At 42.9% G+C, this 15,485-nt stretch carries 12 protein-coding genes and 1 rRNA gene; 7 read left to right on the top strand and 6 right to left on the bottom strand.

Annotation, left to right across the window (positions count from 1 at the left end; translation table 11 throughout):
• The first annotated feature begins 138 nt into the window (after positions 1-138).
• The 4 genes from rrf to POW22_RS07240 all read left to right on the top strand — a co-directional run bounded on the left by rrf (position 139) and on the right by POW22_RS07240 (position 3,318).
• Positions 139-250 (top strand): 5S ribosomal RNA (rrf, locus tag POW22_RS07225).
• A 632-nt stretch (positions 251-882) separates the two neighbouring features.
• Positions 883-1,707, top strand: a complete 825-nt coding sequence (locus POW22_RS07230) for a hypothetical protein (RefSeq protein ID WP_272831963.1) — start codon at positions 883-885, stop codon at positions 1,705-1,707.
• 227 nt (positions 1,708-1,934) lie between these two features.
• Positions 1,935-2,576, top strand: a complete 642-nt coding sequence (locus POW22_RS07235) for a hypothetical protein (RefSeq protein ID WP_272831964.1) — start codon at positions 1,935-1,937, stop codon at positions 2,574-2,576.
• Between the two features lie 241 nt (positions 2,577-2,817).
• Positions 2,818-3,318 (top strand): hypothetical protein, encoded by a 501-nt coding sequence (locus tag POW22_RS07240; RefSeq protein ID WP_272831965.1) that lies wholly within the window; start codon positions 2,818-2,820, stop codon positions 3,316-3,318.
• 11 nt (positions 3,319-3,329) lie between these two features.
• Here the strand turns inward: POW22_RS07240 and POW22_RS07245 are convergent, their stop codons facing one another.
• A complete protein-coding gene (locus POW22_RS07245; protein ID WP_272831966.1) occupies positions 3,330-3,596 on the bottom strand; it encodes a DUF6095 family protein in 267 nt (88 codons plus the stop codon).
• Positions 3,586-4,401: an N-acetylmuramic acid 6-phosphate etherase gene (gene murQ / locus POW22_RS07250; RefSeq protein ID WP_272831967.1), complete on the bottom strand. Its 816-nt coding sequence runs from the start codon at positions 4,399-4,401 to the stop codon at positions 3,586-3,588. The genes POW22_RS07245 and murQ overlap by 11 nt, the downstream gene beginning before the upstream one ends.
• A 68-nt stretch (positions 4,402-4,469) precedes the next feature.
• On the opposite strand from murQ, the gene POW22_RS07255 reads away from it, so the two are divergent.
• Genes POW22_RS07255 through POW22_RS07265 form a run of 3 tightly spaced genes read left to right on the top strand, consistent with a single transcriptional unit; the run spans position 4,470 to position 8,557 of the window.
• Positions 4,470-5,783: an MGH1-like glycoside hydrolase domain-containing protein gene (locus POW22_RS07255; RefSeq protein ID WP_272831968.1), complete on the top strand. Its 1,314-nt coding sequence runs from the start codon at positions 4,470-4,472 to the stop codon at positions 5,781-5,783.
• Positions 5,783-7,429 carry a sodium:solute symporter family transporter gene (locus POW22_RS07260; protein ID WP_272831969.1) on the top strand — a complete coding sequence of 549 codons (1,647 nt, stop codon included), beginning with the start codon at positions 5,783-5,785 and terminating at the stop codon, positions 7,427-7,429. The genes POW22_RS07255 and POW22_RS07260 overlap by 1 nt, the downstream gene beginning before the upstream one ends.
• Entirely contained in the window at positions 7,430-8,557 is a 1,128-nt protein-coding gene (locus tag POW22_RS07265; RefSeq protein ID WP_272831970.1) for a glycerate kinase, read from the top strand. It begins immediately after the preceding gene.
• Here POW22_RS07265 and POW22_RS07270 read toward each other — a convergent pair.
• The 4 genes from POW22_RS07270 to POW22_RS07285 all read right to left on the bottom strand — a co-directional run bounded on the left by POW22_RS07270 (position 8,552) and on the right by POW22_RS07285 (position 14,948).
• Positions 8,552-9,421, bottom strand: coding sequence for a DUF4249 family protein (locus tag POW22_RS07270; protein WP_272831971.1), 870 nt, complete (start codon positions 9,419-9,421; stop codon positions 8,552-8,554). The genes POW22_RS07265 and POW22_RS07270 overlap by 6 nt on opposite strands.
• Positions 9,418-10,287: a DUF4249 family protein gene (locus POW22_RS07275; protein ID WP_272831972.1), complete on the bottom strand. Its 870-nt coding sequence runs from the start codon at positions 10,285-10,287 to the stop codon at positions 9,418-9,420. The genes POW22_RS07270 and POW22_RS07275 overlap by 4 nt, the downstream gene beginning before the upstream one ends.
• Complete coding sequence (locus tag POW22_RS07280; protein WP_272831973.1) at positions 10,287-12,650, bottom strand: TonB-dependent receptor; 2,364 nt, start codon at positions 12,648-12,650, stop codon at positions 10,287-10,289. Before POW22_RS07280 ends, POW22_RS07275 begins: the two co-directional genes overlap by 1 nt.
• A 72-nt stretch (positions 12,651-12,722) precedes the next feature.
• Positions 12,723-14,948 (bottom strand): NADP-dependent isocitrate dehydrogenase, encoded by a 2,226-nt coding sequence (locus POW22_RS07285; RefSeq protein WP_272831974.1) that lies wholly within the window; start codon positions 14,946-14,948, stop codon positions 12,723-12,725.
• Positions 14,949-15,485: the final 537 nt, after the last annotated feature.

A 15,485-nucleotide genomic window follows, 5' to 3' on the forward strand; every position in this document is an offset into this window, starting at 1 on the left:
CCTGATCTTCGGGTCAGGGAAGCCACTCTTTGCTTTAAAAATTTAATGCAGTTCAAATGAACTTGCTAGAAACTCTCGAATCTCTTTTTCCTTTATGTCAAAATATTAGTGTTTGCATCTTATTGCAAGCCAACGATTTAAGGTGGCTATAGCGATGGGGCTCACCTCTTACCATTCCGAACAGAGAAGTTAAGCCCATCTGCGCAGATGGTACTGCTATACCAAGTGGGAGAGTATGTCGCTGCCTTTTTTTCATTAAAGACCCGTTCTAAATTTAGGACGGGTCTTTTTGTTTATGAATACTACAGAAAACAGCCCACCCCTTAACGCCCACCCGACGCTAAAAATGTACACCGTACATTTTCTAAACGCTCCGGGGCCTTGTTCTATATAGAGCAGGGACTTTTTTGTTGCACTTAATTCAACTCCAAATACAGATCTAATCAAACCAAAAAGGCTAGCGATATCCAATGCGAATGGTTCTAAGTTATACTACCCTTTAATAATGCAAAATTGCTATCCTTTACTAGTTAGTCAATCTATATACAAGTAAGAAGTGAGATAGCTCGTATTATATCCTTAATTCAATGACGGTCTATTGGTGAAACGAATCATTTTTATGGTACTCGAGTGGATAATTGACGTTTTTTACGGTTTTCACACGGCCAAATCGGACGATTTTCAACAAAAAAGTAGGAATTAGACTGCTTTTAATCGAAAAGTATATCGGTGAAATACACGAAATGATCAAAAAATATGTATTTCATCCGATAAAATAGGCCGCTTAGCTAAAAGTGCGCTATAAGGCTCATCACTAGGTGTTTGTGCGTATAATCCTACGTGTATTTGACTGTATATTGCAACCGTATTTAAACACTACTTATGATGAAAAAATTACTTTATGTAGTATTACTGGGGCTATTATTAGCTTCTTGTTCAACAGAGGAATTAAACACAGAAATCAAAGAAGGTGCAAAGCTTACCGTATTTTCATCTACAGATTCCTCTTATCTAGGAACATATAAAGGTACATATGCCGCTTTTAGTTCTTCAAAACGCGGAACTGTAGTAATCAACATTACAGAAACAAGTGCAACCGCCCTATTGCAGTTTGTAGATGGATCTGAAACCTTGATGACCGGAACCGGGTCAACAGGTGTAACTGGAATGAAAACCTATTCTTTTAATGCCCTAGAGGGTAGTTTTAACTTTTCAGTTGCTGCTGACGGTACTTTACCTACAGCGAGCTCAGTTAGTTTAACAGAAGGAGCAGGATCCATTGTATTAGCCAAAGACGTAACCGCTACCCCCATACGTCTGGCTACAGGGACTTTTGGTTGTGAAGATTGTGGTGATCACCCCGTACTCAGTGATGAGAACGCCCAAAGCAGCTTCATCTGGAATATGATCCTTCCTTTGGATGAATTCGGAGAGTCTTTAGTGATCACTCAAGTTAGTTTTGGAGATTCTTGGTTCGTTGCTAACGGAACACTACATGAAGCATACGACAAGATCGGTCTATTAGTATACAATGACCTGAGTGGTTCATTCCCATTCGGTGCCTCTGGAGAGATCACTTGGGATGCGACCCAAATGTTTAGCTTGGATGGAGCTTGTATCGATGTCCGCGGAAATTGGACCATGACCAGCCCATCATATGAAATTGAAGGATGGATTAAGAGCGATAGCAGCTGTAATCCTCTTTAAAGGGTACCCAGAATACCTTTTGGTTTTACCAATAAAGCCTGTCACTAATGTGGCAGGCTTTATTTTTTTTACCAAAAGCAGTCTTATTCCCACTTATTTGAGTGCTCATCAAACATAAACATCGATAAAAAGTAAAAAACATCGATGAAATACATTTTTTTAGAACAATTCTTCTTTTTTTTAGGTTTTCAGTTCTTTTCTTTGTCAAGAATAAAAAAATACCCCCAATGAGAAAAATCGTAATGATGGTATTAGTTGCTGGTTCAATCCTTAGCAGCTGTACACAGGAGGAGCAGAATGAAACGCTCGAAACAACAAATTTTACAGCTTTGGTTAACAAGGCTACAGATCTTCAAGCTACTGGAGTGTACAAAGGTACCTTTTCAAGCTACACCAATGATTCTCGCGGAATTGTAATGATTCAGCTTAACAATGCAGGAAAGGCTAAAGCTACTTTGCGTTTTGCTGATGGAAGCGAGCGAGTGATCATCGCAGACACAGAAGCTGCTAATGAGAAAGGCCTTCAAGGTGTACGTTTTATCAATGAGGCGGTTTCTTTTGAGTTTACCGTAGAGCAAGACGGAGCTAAACCTTTAGCAGAAGGTTTCCAATTAGGTACTACTGATGCTTCTATGAAAGTTTTGAAAGAGACTACTCGTGGGCCGTTATTGCCAATTTCTGGTACCTATACCTGCGACAACTGTGATATCCACCCACTTTTGGAGTCTGGGGTAGCACAAACGTTCAACGCAACAACTGTAAGTGGTGGGGGTAACAACGATCAGGATATCGTAACCCAAATCATGCTTTCAGGAAGAGATTACGGAACTGCAGTAGGTAATGCGCAGTCCGGATGTTCTAATTCATGAGGAGTAAGAACTTGCAGCATTTCTGGTGCCTCTGCTACAATTATTGGTTCTAGAGCTATTAATTGGTCTGGAACGCATCGTTTTCGTCCAGGAAGTACAGATTGTTCTGAAGTTAGCGGAACTTGGTCTTTCAATTCTCAATACGGATTGTTAACCGGTACGTTCACCAGTGATACGAGTTGTGGTTTCTAAACCAAATTAACAACAGAAAAAAGCCGTACTTTTAAGTATGGCTTTTTTTATGCGGTACCTTTTACTGTTTAGCTTAACATTCTTTGCAGTACTATCCAGTTTTGCTCAGACCGATTGTTCGTGTTGCAATGCGGATCATCGAGCTTTTGATTTTTGGGTCGGGGAGTGGCGCGTGACCAATCCGGATGGTACCTATGCCGGGACTAATATCATTACTAAGGAAGAAGACGATTGTGTCCTGCGCGAACAATGGACCAGCGCAACTCCTGGATACACAGGCACCAGCATGAATTACTACGATATTGTCTTAAAGCAATGGGTCCAGCTTTGGGTTGATAATCAAGGACAATCCTTGTATATGCGTGGTAATTTGATCGACGGAGCTATGGTGCTACAATCAGAAGCTGTTGCAGGCCTTGATGGCACTACTCGTTATCATAAGGTGAGTTGGACTCCCTTGTCAGAGAGCAAAGTAAGACAGCATTGGGAAACCTCTACAGATGGTACTACTTGGGTCACCGTTTTTGACGGTTTGTATGCCAAAAACTAATTATTGAATTCTTACTGCTCCGTATGCTCATGCTGAGCAGGCACCCCGTCAAAAACAGCACTCATAATGGTTCTTATCCCTTTAAAGCCCATAAATATCGCACCTGCAGCTGCAACCAAACCTGGGATCAGAATAAATAAAGCCGTGTCATTGATGAAGGAAAGGGTGATCAGATAAGGCCCGAGAACAATCAATAATAAACAGAAGACCATATATTTTAGCCCTTTTCTGAGCTTGTTCATATCGGTGTGTTTTTGATCGGGATACTTATTTTCCATCGTTAATAGCTTGTAAAGCGTCTCTAACGCTTTGGTGTTTTAAGAGTTGAGCGCGCGCTTCAGATTCCGGAAGTCCTGTTGCTTCCACGATCATACGCGTTCCTCGTTCAACCAGTTTGTCATTGCTGAGCTGCATATCGACCATCTTATTGTCTTTTACACGCCCAAGTCGAATCATCGTAGCCGTGGTAATCATATTCAGAATCAGCTTTTGGGCTGTACCTGCTTTCATTCTTGAGCTGCCCGTTACAAATTCGGGCCCAACTACAGCAACTATAGGATACTTCGCCGTTTTGGCCAATGGACTGTCTGCGTTACAAGTAATGCATCCGGTGACTATATTGTTGGCATTACATTGCTCCAAGGCACCGATAACATAAGGCGTGGTACCTGAAGCAGCAATACCGATAACAACATCTTTGGTGTCTACTTGAAATTCTTGCAGGTCTTTCCAGCCTTGCAATTTATCGTCTTCGGCGAATTCTACTGCTTTTCGAATGGCTTGGTCTCCACCAGCGATCAATCCAATGACCATTTCATGAGGGACCCCAAAAGTAGGAGGACATTCACTGGCATCCACAATACCCAACCGGCCACTGGTTCCAGCTCCTAGGTAAAATAACCTACCGCCATCTCTTAGGTGTGAGACGGTTTGTTCCACAACCTCCTCTATAGCGGGAAGTATTCCTGAAATGATTTGTGGAACTTTTTGATCCTCGGTATTGATACCCACAAGCAGTTCGCGAGTACTCTTTTGTTCCAGATCGTTATAAAGGGAATCTGATTCTGTGGTTTTGTGGAACATAGGTCAATAATCGTGCTACCAAAAGTACGGATAAAAGCCTATATTTAGGTGTTAAGGATTTTGCTTTTATGAACCAACTGAAAAAGACTGCCGCTGCCGTTTTGGAGGCAAATTGGCAGCAAGGCTTTACCATTCCTTGTCAAGGCTTGTATCCATTTCAATGGAACTGGGATTCGGGATTTATTGCTCTAGGATGGGCATATTTAAATGCCGAGCGTGCTAAAGAAGAAATTCGCTCCTTGCTCAAGGGGCAATGGTCCAATGGGTTTTTGCCGCATATCGTTTTTCACAATCCGTCTGATTCCTACTATCCAGGGCCAGAGGTTCATGCAGCAGAGCTAAGCCCACACAGTCCAGAAGTTCCTACCTCTGGTATCACCCAACCGCCCGTACTTGGTTTTATACTTGAGTATATTTTTAATCGCCTAGATAAAGATCAAGCGTTTTTAGATTTTATTGACGAGGTATTTGACGACGTCTACGCCAACCACAGTTATTTCTATAAACACCGCGATCCTCAGCAAGAAGGGCTGGTTTATATATGTCATAATTGGGAGGCCGGAACGGACAATACACCTGTGTGGGATTTCATATGGAATACCTTTGAAGTTCCCGAGTATGACCTTCCACGCAAGGATACCTCTTTGATAGATGCCTCGCACCGCCCTACAAATGCAGAATACTGTTACTACATCCACCTCATAGAGTTGTTTAAACAGTGGAACTATGACGATGCTGCCATAGCCGAGCACTCGCCCTTTTTGGTTCAAGATCCGCTTTTCAATAGCATGCTCATTGCATCTAATAATAGTTTGATACGCTTGGGTACACTTCTGGGCAAAACAGAGCAGGTTTCACAATTGAACATTTGGAATGAAAAAGCCAAAGCGCGGTTCAATGAAAAACTATTCGATCCCCAACTGGGTGGCTATGTCTATTACGATTTAAGAGGCGAACGACTATTGTCTCATCTAAGTTCGTCCAGCTTTACTGCGCTATTTGCCGAGATCCCTCAGCCAGAAATGGCGGATGCTTTGGTTGGACATCTCAATGGAGGGCGCTTTAGCGGTGCACAGTACGAACGTTTACTCTGCGCCTCTTTTGATCCTACAAGCGTTTTGTTCAACAGTCAGAAATATTGGCGTGGTCCCATTTGGATCAATTTAAATTGGTTGATCTATGAAGGACTTTTGAACTACGGAGAAACTGAGTTGGCTCAACGCCTTAAAACAGACACTTTAGCCTTGTTGGATAAGTATGGTTTTTACGAATATTTTGAATGTGATCGCGAAAAAAACGAAGCGCTTAGTCAAGGCTATGGAGGGAATAACTTTTCTTGGAGCGCTGCGCTGTGTTTGGATCTTTTAAAATCGAATCAGTAATGAATATCTACGACTACCTAATTGTTGCGGCTTATATCATCTTCTTTTTGGGGATGGGTTACTTTTTTAAGAACAACAAGAATTCTACGGATTATTTTCTAGGCGGACGTTCTATGGGCTGGTTTCCCTTGAGTTTGTCAACTATGGCTACGCAACTCTCTGCGATAAGTTTTATTTCTGCTCCGGCCTTTGTAGGCATAAAGATGGGTGGAGGTATGAAATGGTTGACTTTTGAGTTTGCCGTGCCCTTGGCGATGCTTTTTATTATGCTGATGATCATCCCGCCTTTATTCCGCTCTGGAGTAGTAAGTATTTATGAATTTGTAGAACGCCGATTTTCAGCATCTACACGATTGATCCTCAGTGTGGTGTTTCAGTTGAGTCGTGCTTTAGCGACTGGAGTCATGGTGTATACCATCGCTTTGATCATACAAGCGGTACTCGATATTGACAAAGGCTACACTATTCTAATAATTTCTGTGATCACCATTATTTACAGTTGGCAGGGGGGCATGAAAGCGGTAGTATGGGGAGATGCGATTCAAATGATCTTGCTTTTTGGAGGTTTATTGGCCTGTTTGATCTTTGGTTATCAAGAACTCCAGGCAGTTGGCGGTTTGGCCAACGGATTTGATCCTACCAGATTACAGGTCATTGATTTCAATTGGGGTATTGGAGAAGGTCAAGAATATGGAATATGGCCCATGCTTATTGGAGGCTTCTTTTTATATGTTTCTTATTACGGTTGTGATCAGACTCAGGCACAGCGAATGCTCTCAGCAAAGAATGAAAAGACCATTAGACAACTCCTTTTGGCCAACGGCCTTTTGCGCTTTCCGGTAGTACTGGTATACTGTGTGATGGGACTTATCATCGGAGCCTTGGTTAGTAGTTCTCCCGACTTTATGGCTGATCTGGTAGCCACTACGCAAAAGCATTTTCCGGCGGCTGCCGCTAATAATGGCATTAATACAGATCTGATGATCCCAATCTTTATCATAAAATACTTGCCCCATGGTGTGATTGGTTTGCTCATGGTGGCCATACTTTCTGCCGCTATGAGCTCTTTGAGTTCTACGGTCAATTCACTGTCTGCAGTGAGCGTGGAAGACTTTTTTAACCGAGGCAAACGCAAACTAGAAGGAGCCGCTTATATGCGAACCTCCAAATTGATGGTTTTGTTTTGGGGAGTGGTGTGTATCTCTGCTTCCTTTCTTTTTGGAGGCAGTAAGAGTACCGTTATTGAGATCATCAACGCGATAGGCTCCGTATTTTACGGTCCTGTTTTGGTTACCTTTTTGTTGGCCATCTTTTCAAAAAAGGTCAATCACTATGGTATGAACGCGGGAATTGTTGTCGCCGTTTTAGTCAATTTGGCTTTTTCTTCAACCATGCAGGAGATCCTGGGTTACGACATAGGAGTAGAGATCTTTTGGATCTGGCTCAATTTTACAGGAGTTATTCTGACTTTGGTCATAGCCTATGGGGTATCAGCAATGACAAGCACAAGTGTAGCCGTCAAAGAAGGTATTCCATTCCGTTTAAAAAGAGAAGATATATTTCAAAAAGAAACTTATATTCTAGTTGGGTTTTTTATTACTATCTTGATACTGAGTTATTTCATCCCTGTGATTTTTGGAAATTAAATGAAGGTCCTGATTATCCCCGACGGTTTTAAAGACAGTTTAAGTGCTGCTCAAGTGACAGCTGCTATAAAAACAGGCATCCAAGATGCCAATCCCGACACCCAATTATTTGAATTGCTGGCTTCTGATGGAGGCGATGGTTTTCTAAATGTGATCAGTCACTACAAACCCCATCTGAATTCTATCTCTTGCCAGACTACAGATCCGCTTGGGCGTGAATTGATCGCTTACTATCTCTATGATATGAAGGCCCAGGCTGCTTATGTGGAATTGGCTGGTGCCTCTGGTATTGAACTATTGACCCAAGAAGAGCGCAGGGTGATGGAAACCTCCACACTGGGTACGGGAACAGTTTTGAAAAATGCGCTTCACCAAGGAGTTAAGCACATTTACTTAGGACTGGGAGGGTCTGCAACCAATGATGCTGGAATGGGTATTGCCCATGCCTTAGGGTATCGTTTTTTGGATGTTTACGGAAATGAACTCGAACCCTGTGGCGGAAGCCTAAATTTGGTGGCCAAGATTATTAAACCAGAAAAGAATTTGTTGGAGAGTGTGCAGCTAACTGCAGTAAACGATGTTCAAAATCCTTTATACGGCCCAGAAGGTGCTGCTTATACCTATGCCAAACAAAAGGGTGCAAGTCCATTACAGATGCAGGTTTTAGACTCAGGTCTTAGGCATTTAGATCAGCAGGTCGCTAAGTTCTTTGGGATTTCTTTTGGAGAGGTTCCTGGCACAGGTGCCGCTGGGGGAACAGCTTATGGGCTGAAAGCATTTTTGAATGCCGAGTTTAAGCAAGGCACTCCGTTTATGCTTGAACTCTGTGGTTTTCATGAGATATTGGAAGAACACAAGATCGACCTGATCATTACTGGTGAAGGCCGAATAGATCATCAAACCAAACACGGAAAGTTAGTGAGTGGGGTGGTCTCAGCAGCAAAACCATTTAAAGTGCCGGTCTACGCAGTTTGCGGGCGTAACTTTTTATCTGATGATGAAGCTTCAGACCTTGGCTTGGCTGGAATAGAGCAATTGTACAGCCCGGAGCAACCCGAAGGTTACAGCTTTACCAATGCTCCAGAACTCGCTCAGCAAAGAGCTGCAACGCTTATTAACGCCCTATAGATCTTCAATTACTATAGTTGATGTGTTTTGCTGAACAAAAGCAAAATAACCTAAGGCAAAATTATCCTCATTGTCAGTATTGTCAAAGGTCCCGTCATTATCAATGTCCGTTACGTTGATAAAATTCCCACGAACCGTAAGTGTTGGGGTCTGAAAGGGATTCACTTCATCCTCACTTTGCTCAATGATCTGATTCATATAGTTGTAAAAATCAGCGTCAGCTCCTAAAATAGAGATCGGAACTTCGGTCCCTACTTCAAAAGGGTCGTCGTAAAAGTAAGAGAACACAAACTGTTGATCTTGGTAAAAGGTGTCTTCTGTGGCCAGATACTCTCCGAAGCCAAAATCGAATACATAATAATTGTCTTCTCCAGGGATATCCGTAAAGGTGATTTCAATCTCGGTATCGTCATCGTCAAAAACAAAACCGTCGCCTTGCTCTAACTCATCAATTTGGGGCGCGGCGACAAAAGTGGTCTCTGCCAAATAAAACTCGTCTTCAAAATCAATCTGCAACAACCAACGATCCTCTAACAAGAGCGCAGTCTCTAAAGACTTCACATAGACGCCTGTCCCTGGCTCTTCCTCTATAAAAACTACCGCGTCGGGTAGCGGATTGTCTAAATTACTCAAGGTGATCTGTTGTAAATTTGCTGGAGGAATGGACTCAAAAAAACCATTGGTCTCACTCACTACCACGCGCATTTCTGTGATAGCCTCTGAGGTGTCTATGCGGATTAAGGCATCGATGATCAAACGGCGATCTCCGGTTGGCGTATCAATGTCAACCACATCTTCACAACTACTCAAAACGAGTAGGCCCATCAAAGGCAATAAAAAGTATATTATTCTAAAGCGTTTCATTCTATTGTCAAACTTGCTTTGTGCTCTTGGACGATGGCAAAATAGCCCAAGGCAAAATTATTTTCCATTTCGACATTGTCGAAAAACTCATCATTATCAATCTCTGTGGCGTTGATCAAATTGCCACGAACCGTAAGGGTAGGGGTTTGGAAAGGATTCAGGTCGTCCTCGCTCTGTTCCACCAACTGATTCATATAATTGTAAAAGGGTGCATCTGCACCTAAAATGCTTATGGTCAATTCATCTCCGGTCTCTACCTCGTCATCATAGAAATACGAAAAGACGAATTCTTGATCTTCATAAAAAGTATCTTCAGAGGCCAAGAAGTTTCCAAAACCAAAGTCAAAAACATAAAAATTCTCCTCTTCTGGAATATCTGTAAAACGCACTATGACCTCAGTATCGTCTTCATCAAAGAGAAATCCATCTCCTTGTTTCAATTCATCAATTTGTGGGGCCGGAACATAGGTCGCATAAGCCACATAAAATTCATTTTCAAAGTCGATCTGCAAAAAGATCTCCTCACCACTGCTCAATGCGGGAGTACTTATGTCTTGCTCATAGACACCAGGAGAGGTCTCTAACAGAATAGCGCTCAGACCGCCTTCCAAACCAGTCAAAGTGATCTGCTGTAGATCAACCGGAGGAATGCTCTCAAAGAAGCCGTTGGTTTGGCTCACTTGAATTCTTACGTTAGTAAAGGCCGTTGTAGTATCCACACGAATCAAAGCGTCAACAATCAATCGCGGGTCCTCAGAAGGCGTGTCCACTTCTATAACGTCCTCACAACTCCACATACTAAAGACTAAGGCAAATACTGCCAGAAATCTTAAGGAATAAGCATTTATGTGCAGTGTGCTCTGCATTAAAATTTAAAATTATAGGTTACCGCTGGGATGATTCCAAAAATGGAAGTCCTGACCGCTTCATTTACGCCAGTATCTTGATTGCGTCTAAAATTGATTGCCGCAGCGTTTCTTCTATTGTAAAGATTGTAGATGCTAAAGACCCATTCTCCCTGCCATTTACGGCCAGCCTTCTGTTTAGGCTTCAAAGTGGCAGACACATCTATGCGGTGAAAATCTGGCAAGCGTTCTTGGTTTCTCAAGCCGTAATAAGGAATGACCAAACCTTGGAACTCAAATTGTCCAATAGGATAGTTGGTCGGTTGTCCGGTCTGATAGATGAAATTGGTATTAAAACTCCATTTGTCATTGAGTTCATAATTCGCATAGAGCGAAATATCGTGTCGTTTATCATAAGGAGTGGCGTACCATTCTCCAGAATTGATCCCGATCTCATTTTCATTTCTCGGCGGCGTGCGTTGTTCTGATTTGGACCAAGTATAGGCCAACCAACCCGTGAGTTTACCTTCATTCTTTCTAAAGAGAAATTCAGCTCCATAGGCTCTGGCTTCTCCATTGAGGATCACTTGTTCAATGGCATCGTTAGCAATGAGTTCTGCTCCGTCTATATAATCGATTCGATTTTGAATGTCTTTATAAAATCCTTCAACCTCTAGGGAATAGTCTCCATCTTTTATGTTCTTAAAGAATCCGATCGCGTATTGGTCCAACAGTTGTGGTTCCACAAAGGGTCCAGAAGGAGTCCAAACGTCCAAAGGTGTAGGCGAACTCGTATTGGATAATAAATGTAAATACTGCGCCAAGCGTGTATAACTGGCCTTTACAGAGGTGTTGTCATCAAAGACATAGGCCATAGAGACACGGGGTTCAAAATTCGTGAAGCTGGCCAATTGGTCGCTGCGTGATGAAGCTACGGTTTCAATGGGTTCTGCTTCTCTGTATACTAAAAGGAAAGGATCAAACTCTACAGGGTTGTTGTCTGCGTATACGTTGATCTCATCTTGTCCAAAACGAATAAAGTGACTCAAGCGCAAACCGTATTGCATGCTCAGTCGGTCTGTGATATCGTGTTCTACGTCAATATAAGCAGCAAACTCATTGGCGTATTTTTTAATAAGCTGATCCTCTACAATTCCCGAGTCTGGATTGTTGGGTCTGATCTTTCCTGGATTGAATACGTAGTAGATATTATTCAAGCCGTAGTTCAGCTGAAATTTGTCATTCAGATAATGCTTCAAATCGTACTTTACGTTGAAGTTCTGTATTCCGGAATCCCACTCAAAACCGACGAAATCCAGTTCCAATCCGTAGAAATAATCCGAATAGATCAACGACAGGTTAGAGAAGAGCTTGTCTGAGAATATATGGTTCCATCTAAAGTTCACCACTGCGTTTCCGTAAGTGTTTACAAAACTCTCGTTCACACTAAAGAGGTCACGCCCAAAGTAACCCGAAAGAAAAACATTGTTGCGTTCGTTAATGCGGTAATTGAGTTTGGTATTTACATCGTAGAAGTAGGCTCGGTTCTCAATATCAAAAAGCGGTAAAAATAAATGGGCGTAAGACCCGCGTCCTCCAAAGAGAAAAGCACCGCGGTCTTTTTCCAAAGGCCCTTCTAAAAGCAAGCGACTCGTTACGGCTCCAATACCTCCGTTGGCTTTAAATTCTTGGCTGTTCCCTTCTTTTTGAAAGATCTCTAAGACCGAGGAGACACGCCCACCGTATCGTGCAGGGATTCCTCCTTTGTAGAGTTTAACGTCCTTTATGGCATCCGGATTAAAGACCGAGAAGAATCCAAACAAGTGGGAAGAATTGAAGATCGTTGCCTCATCCAGTAAGATCAGGTTTTGATCCACAGCACCTCCGCGTACATTAAAACCAGAGGCGGCTTCACCAGCATTGGTTACTCCGGGCAAGAGTAGAATGGAGCGAATCACATCAGCCTCTCCCAAAACCGCAGGAATGCTTTTGATCGTAGCCACTTTCACTGTATTGACGCTCATTTGTGGCTTACGAATATCCAGACGATCGTTATCGGCTGTGATCACTACCTCTTCCAAACTCTCTAAATTCTCTTCCAAGCGATAGTCGTTGCGCAGGTTGCTGCTCAAATTGATCGTCTCAGTTATGTCTGAAAATCCAAGGTAACTCACCGTGACCTCATAAGTGCCTTCTGGAATTGTAATGGAATAAAAGCCGTATTCGTTGGTGGTGGTGCCTGTACTTAATTCTGGAATCAAAATGCTTACTCCGATGAGGCTTTCACCTGAAGCTTTTTCCAGAACCGTACCACTGAGGGTGTATTTTTGTTGCCCTAACGCGATTGCGGGGAGAAGCAACAAAAGCAGTAGTAGTTTTTTCAATGTAAACTTTTTAATAAAGTTAACAAAAAAGCCCCGCTAGAAGCGAGGCTTAAGTAAACTTTAGCATTTCCCTTAAATGCTGGCCAGTATGTTGTTAAACGTAGCACTCGGTCTCATTTGAGCGCTGGCCAAGGCTTCATCTGGGAAATAATATCCGTCAATATCTACCGCGCTGCCTTGAGCAGCGTTGAGTTCCTCCATGATCTGGCCTTCTGCCGCTGAAAGGGCATTGTAAATTCCTGTGAATTTCTCTTTCAATTCAGCGTCTTGGTCTTGAAGGCTCAAGGCTTCTGCCCAGTACATAGCTAAATAAAAGTGACTACCGCGGTTGTCAATCTCATTGACCTTACGAGAAGGGCCTTTCTTGTTGGCCAATAGTTTCTCGGTAGCATCATCTAAGGTTGCGCCCATCAACAACGCTCTTGGATTGTTGTACGTATTTCCTAAGTGTTCCATAGATACTGCCAAGGCCAAGAACTCTCCAAGAGAATCCCAACGCAGGTGACCTTCTTCATTGAATTGCTGTACGTGCTTAGGTGCAGATCCACCGGCGCCAGTTTCAAATAGCCCTCCGCCGTTCATCAAAGGAACAATGGAAAGCATTTTAGCACTGGTTCCCAATTCTAGAATAGGGAAGAGGTCTGTTAAATAATCACGCAATACGTTACCGGTAACGGAGATAGTATCTTGACCGGCTTTTACACGTTCCAAGGTGAATTGTGTTGCTTTGACCACGTCAAGGATCTCAATTTGCAATCCACTGGTGTCGTGATCTTGCAAATAAGTCTTTACCTTTTGGATGAGTTGTGCGTCGTGAGCACGCGTTTTATCCAACCAGAATACTGCAGGGACGCCAGTGGCTTTAGCGCGTGTTACGGCTAGTTTCACCCAATCTTTTACCGGAGCATCTTTTACCATGCACATGCGCCAGATATCTCCTGGGTTCACAGTGTGCTGGGTCAATACGTTACCGTCTTGATCAATAACTTTTACCGTTCCAGCTTCTTTGATCTCAAAAGTTTTGTCGTGTGATCCGTATTCTTCTGCTTTTTGAGCCATCAAACCGACGTTAGGAACTGTTCCCATTGTAGTTGGGTCAAAAGCGCCGTTGACTTTACAGAAATCAATCGTCGATTGGTACAATCCGGCATAACTGCTGTCTGGAATAATTGCTTTGGTGTCTTGAGTGTCTCCGTTCTTATCCCAAAGTTGCCCCGAGTTTCTGATCATGGCTGGCATAGAAGCATCAATGATCACATCACTAGGTACGTGTAAATTGGTGATGCCTTTGTCTGAATTAACCATGGATAACGACGCTCCATTTTCCAAACACTGATCGATCGTGGCCTCTACAGCTGCTTTCTGATCTGCTGGAAGCTTGTCCAATTTGGCGATCAGATCTCCAAAACCATTATTCTCTTCAAAACCTACAGCGGCTAGCGCATCGGCATGCTTTTCAAATAAGTCTGCGAAGTATACGCGAACTGCATGACCAAAAATGATTGGGTCAGAAACTTTCATCATGGTAGCCTTCATGTGTAGCGAAAGCAAGATATCATCTTCTTTGGCAGCGTTGATCTCTCGATTCAAGAACTCCAACAAAGCTTTTTTCTCCATAACCGTGGCATCAACGATCTCTCCAGCTTGAACAGCTACACCTGATTTTAAGGTTTGTGTATTGCCCGTTGCGGTCTCTAGAACGATATCTAAAGTCCCTGCTTGAGCAATAGTGACAGATTGCTCATTGTTTCTAAAGTCTCCAGCGCTCATAGTAGCAACATGGGTACGAGAGTCTGAACTCCAAGCGCCCATTCGGTGTGGGTTCTTTTTGGCGAAGTTCTTAACCGCCTTAGGAGCACGTCTGTCTGAGTTTCCTTCACGGAGTACCGGGTTTACCGCACTTCCTTTGATCTTGTCGTAACGCGCCTTTAATTTAGATTCTTCCTCGTTCTTTGGCTCCTCTGGGTAATTAGGAAGGGCATAACCCTTGTCTTGTAATTCTTTGATTGCTGCCTTCAATTGAGGTACAGAGGCTGAGATATTAGGAAGCTTAATGATATTGGCTTCTGGCTTTTTAACCAATTCTCCCAGTTCTGCCAAAGCATCAGAGATGCGTTGGTCTTCATTTAGATAATCTGGAAAGGTCGCCAAGATCCTTCCGGCTAAAGAGATGTCTCTAGTTTCAAGGCTGAGGTCGGCAGGACCGGCAAAGGCTTGAATGATTGGAAGTAGGGAATAGGTGGCTAAGGCTGGAGCCTCATCGGTTTTTGTGTAAATAATTTTAGGCGTGTCACTCATAATCGTTACTGCAGAAATGTTTAGATCGTTTCGTTTATTCGGATTGCAAATATACAAAAATCAGGCAGGGCAGAATCACCGCAATATCGCTATAGCACTGGCGTTCAGAAATTTTGTCAATTTGATAAAATTAGGGGGGCAAAATTGTGAATTTCCCAATTGTAGGTAAAAAACAAAAGCCATATCAGTGCACAAAGTACTATGATATGGCTTTTTAATGAAGCTCGGCGTTACCGGTTTTGCCTTGCGGCGCTGTAAGCAATTCTATTAATAAACTACTCCCGTGCTCGGCCTCATCGAATACGGGTCGCTTCAATTATTTCCTCGAAAGGTTTTCCTTGCTAGGAGCCGTATCCAATCGGATCTTAGATTCTAAACACTTCCTGTTTCCAGGTTTTGTTTGCAAGTCGGGTTCCCGTTGCCGAGTTCCTGTCTCCTGAGTCTTTCACTGTTGCCAGTTAGTCCACCCATTCGATTGCCAGCGTTGCCACTGGACGTACTTGAAACATTTGACTTTGTTTCCAAAGTCTTTGTCCT

It is taken from the genome of Gilvibacter sediminis, from assembly GCF_028561565.1.
Classification (GTDB): domain Bacteria; phylum Bacteroidota; class Bacteroidia; order Flavobacteriales; family Flavobacteriaceae; genus Gilvibacter; species Gilvibacter sediminis.